The organism is Sphingobium sp. CCH11-B1 (assembly GCF_001556865.1).
In the GTDB taxonomy this organism is placed as follows: Bacteria; Pseudomonadota; Alphaproteobacteria; order Sphingomonadales; family Sphingomonadaceae; genus Sphingobium.
In genome coordinates, this window is the sequence record NZ_LSJY01000018.1 from 64,334 (window position 1) to 70,709 (window position 6,376).

At 62.2% G+C, this 6,376-nt stretch carries 5 protein-coding genes and 1 tRNA gene; 4 read left to right on the top strand and 2 right to left on the bottom strand.

Annotation, left to right across the window (positions count from 1 at the left end):
* Window position 1 precedes the first annotated feature (1 nt).
* Complete coding sequence (gene rlmB, locus AX724_RS02685) at window positions 2–742, bottom strand: 23S rRNA (guanosine(2251)-2'-O)-methyltransferase RlmB (protein WP_066763280.1); 741 nt, start codon at window positions 740–742, stop codon at window positions 2–4.
* A gap of 102 nt (window positions 743–844) precedes the next feature.
* On the opposite strand from rlmB, the gene AX724_RS02690 reads away from it, so the two are divergent.
* Together AX724_RS02690 and AX724_RS02695 are read left to right on the top strand one after the other, a co-directional pair.
* Window positions 845–931 (top strand) — tRNA-Tyr (locus AX724_RS02690).
* A gap of 197 nt (window positions 932–1,128) precedes the next feature.
* A complete protein-coding gene (locus AX724_RS02695) occupies window positions 1,129–2,340 on the top strand; it encodes a tyrosine-type recombinase/integrase (RefSeq protein ID WP_066763282.1) in 1,212 nt (403 codons plus the stop codon).
* A 91-nt stretch (window positions 2,341–2,431) separates the two neighbouring features.
* Here AX724_RS02695 and AX724_RS02700 read toward each other — a convergent pair whose 3' ends face one another.
* The gene (locus tag AX724_RS02700) at window positions 2,432–3,088 is read right to left on the bottom strand and encodes a lytic transglycosylase domain-containing protein (protein WP_066763284.1); all 657 of its coding nucleotides are present in this window, start codon (window positions 3,086–3,088) and stop codon (window positions 2,432–2,434) included.
* A 124-nt stretch (window positions 3,089–3,212) separates the two neighbouring features.
* Between AX724_RS02700 and AX724_RS02705 the strand changes: the two genes are divergently transcribed.
* Together AX724_RS02705 and AX724_RS02710 are read left to right on the top strand one after the other, a co-directional pair.
* Entirely contained in the window at window positions 3,213–4,142 is a 930-nt protein-coding gene (locus AX724_RS02705; RefSeq protein WP_066763305.1) for a DUF7146 domain-containing protein, read from the top strand.
* A 40-nt stretch (window positions 4,143–4,182) separates the two neighbouring features.
* On the top strand, window positions 4,183–6,376 hold a 2,194-nt coding region (locus AX724_RS02710; RefSeq protein ID WP_197421453.1), incomplete at its 3' end, for a strawberry notch-like NTP hydrolase domain-containing protein.

Below are 6,376 nucleotides of genomic sequence, written 5' to 3' on the forward strand. Positions count from 1 at the left end.
GCTACCGGTTGGTGGCGGCGTAGAGCGCGATGGCGGCGGCGTTCGAAACGTTCAGACTTTCCATGCGCGGGCTGATCGGCAGCTTTGCTATGATGTCGCAATGGGCGATGCTGTTGTGGCGCAGCCCTTCGCCTTCGGCTCCCAGCACCAGGGCCACGCGGGAATCGCCGATGGCGTCGCCCAGATTTGTGTCCGCCTCTCCATCCAGGCCGATGCGCCAATATCCCGCTTCGGCTATTTCATCGAGCGCGCGGGCCAGGTTCACCACCCGGACCCATGGCACGATTTCCAGAGCGCCAGACGCCGCCCGCGCCAGCACGCCCGATTCGGGCGGTGCATGCCGGTCCTGGGTCACGATGCACAATGCGTCGAATGCTGCGGCGGACCGAAGGATGGCGCCGACATTATGCGGGTCGGTGACCTGATCCAGCACCAGGATCGGGCGCTTGTCATCCTGGCCTTCCTCCAGCACATCGCCCAGCCAGACGTCGTCTAGCGGCTCCACCTCAGCGACGATGCCCTGATGCGGCGCGTCGGACGGCACCATGCGTCCCATGTCGGCGACATCGGCATAGACGATCGGCAGGACTGGAGGCAGTTCCAGCGCGTTGAGGGCGTCGCGCGTACCCCAGATTTTCCGCACGATGCGGTTGGGATTTGCGAGCGCGGCGGTCACGGCGTGGCGGCCGTAGAAGCGGGGGAGGTTGCCCTTGGGCTTGGCGGAACGATGCGTCTTTTTCATGGATCGGCTCTTTTCACATCCACCCATTGACAGGCAAGCCTCCTTTCGCCATTGAGCCGCCTCCAGCGCGGGAATGACACGCTTCTCCCCGCGTCAGGCACTGGACAGGTGGCCGAGTGGTTAAAGGCAGCAGACTGTAAATCTGCCCGGGTTTCCCGTACGCTGGTTCGAATCCAGCCCTGTCCACCACCCCCTTATCCGCAAGCATCCACGAATGACCGTGGAAATCCCGGAAAACCTAGGGTATTCTGCACTTCACAGCCCGCATTTGTCCGCTGCTGTTTGCATGCAGCCGGAGGCTAGTGTGGGAGGGGTGTGGGAGTAGAATGGCTTACTCCCACACTTCGACCCCTCCCAAGGTGGGCTTGAAAGTGTGGGAGTAAGAAATGGGCAAGCTCACGGCGGTAGCGGTCAAGGCAGCGATGGCGAATCCTGGAACCTACCAGGATGGCGATGGATTAGTTTTGAGGGTGGATAAGCGCGGTGGAGCCTACTGGGTCCTACGGCTCCAGCGAGACGGCAAGCGGCAGGATATCGGCTTGGGTAGCGCAAAGCAGATGACACTTGCAGAAGCGCGGCAAAAAGCCACGGTCTTGCGTAAGGCGGTCAAGGTCGACCACCGCGATGTTCTCGCCGAGAAAAAAGACGATGCCGCCGCCAAGGTAACGTTCCGAGCTGCCGCGACGCAGTACCACAGCGAAAATGAGGCGGGCTGGAAAAGCGCAGTCTATGCGCGCCAGTGGCTCGCCAGTCTTGAAAACTACGCCTTCAAGAAACTGGGGGACATGCCGACAGGCAGCATCAGCAGTGCCGATATCATCGCCGTGCTGACGCCGATCTGGCAGGAAATCCCAGATACCGCCCGCCAAGTGCGTAACCGGATTTGCGCCGTGCTGGATTATTCCCATGCGAAGGGCTGGCGCTCCCGCGAGGCCCCATCGGGCAATGGCAGCCTGAAGGCGGGTCGCGGTCTGCCACGGCAAGTGAAGGCGCGTGAGAATCGCAAAGCCATGCCCTATGTCGCACTTCCCGGTTTCCTCACTGCCTTGCGGCGCAAACCATCCTTCGGGCGGCTTGCGCTGGAACTGCTCATCCTGACTGGAGTGCGCAGTCAGGAGGTCCGGCTGGCGACATGGTCCGAGTTTGACCTGGAGAGCCGTCTGTGGACGATCCCCGCCGAGCATATGAAGCGCAGCAAGGCGCACATCGTGCCGCTATCTGACGAAGCTCTGGCGGTGCTGGGGAAAGCTGATGCCCTGCGGATGTCGGAAAGCGACGTCGTGTTCCCCGGGGTGGCTGGGAAGCCCATGTCTGACATGACGCTGCTAAAGGTGCTGCGCGACATGAGCGAACCGTACCACGTCCACGGCTTCCGCTCCTCGTTCACGGATTGGGCAGCAAATGAAGGCATCCCCGATGCCGTGGTAGAAGCGGCCCTAGCGCACAAGACGCCCGACGCGGTGCAGGCCGCCTATCGCCGCACAACCTATCTCGGGACCCCAGACCAGCCGGGCGCGCGCGTGAAGTTGATGGATGCCTGGGGGCGTTATTGTCTGGGGGTGACAACGGCCTCGGACAAGGCAGCTCCGCAGGCCTGAGGGTCGGAACAGCTTACCTAAGCTGTCGCGCGACAGCAGGGGAGAGGGCAAGCTCCCACATCGACTGTCGCTCTACAATTCGGAGCGACCGCTAAAAGCGCCAATGGCGAAGGACGTCGCGGACATAGCCTGGGGTTTCACCATTTCGCGGTATACCGCCCGCGCGTTCGACTGCGCCTGGACCGGCATTGTAGGCTGCGACAGCGAGGTGAACCACGCCGAACCTGTCGAGCATCTGCCTCAGATACCGCGCCGCGCCGAAGATATTGGCCGTGGGGTCAAATCGATTGAAGACCCCGAGTTCCTTTGCCGTTGCAGGCATGAGCTGGCCAAGGCCCGCAGCGCCTGCCGGACTGACAGCAAGGGGGTTATAGCGGGATTCCGTCCAGACGAGCGCGTCGAGCAGGCCGGTGGGCAATGAATACTTCGCTTCCGCCGCATAGACGTGGGGCAGGTAGCTCGCCCGCCGAAACCCGGATGGGGCAGTTTTGGCCTTGGGCTCGTATCTGTACGGCAGGTTGACCCGTCCATTTTCTGCAACGCTCGAACTTGGTGCTGGGGCGGCTTGCGCGGATTGCCAGAACCCATGCTCGACCAACTGAAATCCGTTCGATGCTTCGGCAATCCGAATGCCGCTTGAAGGACCGGCATATTGCTCCGGTAAATCTGGCATTGGCAGTTCCTGGGCATTGGCAGGCATGGCTGATGCGATGGCAATGCCAAAGATCAAAAGGGCTTTCATTGTCATTTCTCGATCCTTCTATAGCCGAATCGAGTGAGAACATATAAAGAACAAGTGATGTAGGAAAATGCTTTGGCGCTGGTGCAGAGCGGAGGCTGCACGGGGAGGGCACCTCAACCGGAGTAGGTCGATGCCCCAGCTAGAGAAAAGTCTTCAACTCGAACGCCGTGCCCGCACGATCGTCGAACGCCTCAACGGAACATGGCGCCAGGGCAAGGGCATGTGCTGCTGTCCCGCCCACGACGACCGCACACCGTCGCTCAGCGTGACCTTGGGGCGAAAGGCCATCCTGTTCCATTGCTTCGCCGGATGTTCGAATGAGGACGTCATTGCAGCATTGGATCGCAAAGGAGTTCGCAGCCGGGAGCTCTTTGACGATTCTGGCACCGGGACCGCCGATCGGCAAAATCAGGGTGACTTCAGTCCCAATGCGCGACGCTTGTGGCAATCGGCTTCGGCGATCTCCGACAGTCCCGTCGAACGATATCTCTCTCAGCGCGGTCTCCAGCGCGCATCTGACCAGTTCCGTTACCTGGAACGTACGCCGCTCGGACCACGCGGGGCAGTTCAATTTATCCCTGCGATGTTGGCGGCAGTCACGACTGACATTGGCATTATCGCAGTACACAGGACTTTTCTTGATGTGGCGAGCGGCAGGCTGGCCGGTTTCGAGCGCCCCAAGCGTGCGCTTGGCAGCCTTGGTTGTGGTGCCGTCAGACTTGCGCCGCCGGTGCAGGGGCGTCTGGGCCTCGCCGAAGGGATCGAGAGCGCCCTCTCTGCCATGCAGTTGTTCGGGGTCCCTTGCTGGGCAACACTTGGGAACGAGCGGTTCGGTCTCGTTTCGATCCCGGAGAGCGTGCGCGAACTCTTCCTGTTCATCGACAATGACGCCGGAGGCGCTCTCGCTGAGGAGCGAGCGTTGAAGGCCTACGCTGCGCCTGATCGCGTTATCCACTCACGCGCGCCAGCCTCACCCGGTTTTGACTGGAATGACGAATTGAAGTCGCGGCTAGCTCGAAAACCTGATCCAACGGGCAGAGGGGAGGGAGCCTTTGGCTGATTGAGGCCTGCCCGCCGCAGGACCTCGTCAGGAGGTTCCCATGTCCAACTCTTCCCTCGCCTTTGCATTCGATGACCCATCACCGCCCGTCGTTGTGATGGCGGCCCTGACCATGGCTTCCGAGCTGGCGGCAGGCCGCGCGCTTTCACGCAGCGACGTCACGCGTATCATGACTGAGCACTTCGGGGGCAACGATGCTCTCGGGCGTTGGTCAGTTCGTGACGCTCATGCAGCGCTTGAGCTGGCACAGGTTCAATACCTGCGAGCAGCGGATCAGATCCTGCTCTCGGCGTCGATCGACGAGGCGGAACAATTCTTCTGCTCCCTCGATGCCCGACTGCCGACCCAGACCAATCGCAGCGACGAGCAGATCGAATGGCAGCAGTTTGCAACGCCGCCGCGCCTTGCCTGGCTTGCTGCGCGAGCCTGCGCGCTGGCCACTGACGAGCTCGTACTGGAACCCTCTGCCGGAACGGGCATGCTCGCGGTCTGGGCCGCCAAGGCCGGCTCGCGCCTTGCCCTAAACGAAATCTCGCCGCTCCGCCGCGACTGCCTGAATGCTGTGTTCCCGGCAGCGCGAGTGACCGGCCATGACGCCGAGCTGATCGACGAACTGCTCGATCAAGCCATCATCCCGAGCGTCGTCTTGATGAATCCTCCCTATTCGCACGGCATCGAGCGGGGGCACGATAGTCGCACTGGCTCGCGCCATCTGCGGTCGGCCTGGAACCGTCTGGCGTCCGGCGGGCGGCTTGTCGCGATCATGCCTGAATGGTTCGACTGCGCGAAGTTCCTGGCGGGGCTGAAGGGACCGATCTCGCTGCGGCTCAATGCCGCCGTCGAACGCGCGTTCGTCAGGCAGGGCACCGGTATCACCACGCAGCTGTTAGTCTTCGACAAGGTGGAAGGCTCCAATGAACCTGTCGCTATCCGAACAAACGACTTCCGCCAGCTGGTGGATCTTGTCGATGCTTTGCCGGATCGCGCCAGCTTGGATGCCGTTACCGAGCAATCGAGCCTTCCGGCTCGTACGCCGTTTCGTCTGGTCGCCGCACCGCGCAGGCCGATGCCATCTCCAGGCAGGGTCACTCCTGCAGCCTCCACCATCGGCTCGCTCACATACCGGTCGCTCGAAACCCCTGCGCCGCTTGCCCCTCAGGTCGGCCACTATCTGCCTTATCGCCCGAGCAGGATCGTGATCGATGACGCGGCCGAGCATCCGACGCCGCTCGTCGAGTCTGTTGCCATGGGGTCGATCGCCGCACCGATGCCCGAAGCTGTGCCGCAGCTGCCCAACGGTCTGGTTGCCAAAGGGCTGCTGTCGGCTGCCCAGGTAGAGACTCTGATCTACGCGGCAAGCGCCCATGCGCGCGATCTTCCCGGCCGATTCGAGCCCGAGGACAAGGGCTGTTCGCTCAAGGCATCTGCGGAAGGCCAAACGTACCGCCAAGGCTATTTCCTCGGGGATGGAACGGGCGCCGGCAAGGGCCGACAGGTTGCAAGCGTCATTCTTGATCGATGGGTGCGCGGGGAACGCCGCCATATCTGGATTTCGAAGAACGAGGCGCTGCTCGAAGATGCCCGGCGTGACTGGGCTGCGCTTGGCGGCCTGCCGATCGACATCCAGCCTCTGGCATCCTGGAAGCTCGGCACGTCCATCGCCATGCGCGAGGGCATTCTCTTCGTGACCTACCCGACCCTGCGTTCGGGCCGAAACGATGCAACCCGCCTCGACCAGATCCTGACTTGGGCTGGTGAGAATTTCGACGGCCTGATCGTGTTCGACGAGGCGCACGCCATGGCCAATGCCGCTGGCGGGGAAGGATCGCTGGGCAAGGTCAAGGGATCGGAGCAGGGTATCGCGGGCGTTCGCCTGCAGAACCTCCTGCCGCGGGCACGCGTGCTATATGCTTCGGCAACCGGCGCGTCCGACGTCAACAATCTGGCCTATGCCACGCGCCTCGGTCTTTGGGGGCCGGAGACTGCCTTCGCCAATCGCGAGGCTTTTGTCGCCGACATTCGTGACGGCGGTATCGCAGCGATGGAGCTGGTCGCCCGGGACCTTAAGTCGCTCGGCCTCTACACCGCGCGCGCATTGTCCTTCGCAGGCGTCGAATACGAGATCCTCGAGCATCGCTTGAGCGAGGATCAGATCGCGGTTTACGATGCCTATGCTGAAGCCTGGGCGCTGTTATGGCGAGCTGCGCATAAGATTGCTTATCGCGAGGAAGCGG

Coding starts and splice junctions, on each gene's coding strand:
- rlmB (WP_066763280.1), bottom strand. CDS start 742: ATGAAAAAGACGCATCGTTCCGCCAAGCCCAAGGGCAACCTCCCCCGC.
- AX724_RS02695 (WP_066763282.1), top strand. CDS start 1,129: ATGGGCAAGCTCACGGCGGTAGCGGTCAAGGCAGCGATGGCGAATCCT.
- AX724_RS02700 (WP_066763284.1), bottom strand. CDS start 3,088: ATGACAATGAAAGCCCTTTTGATCTTTGGCATTGCCATCGCATCAGCC.
- AX724_RS02705 (WP_066763305.1), top strand. CDS start 3,213: ATGCCCCAGCTAGAGAAAAGTCTTCAACTCGAACGCCGTGCCCGCACG.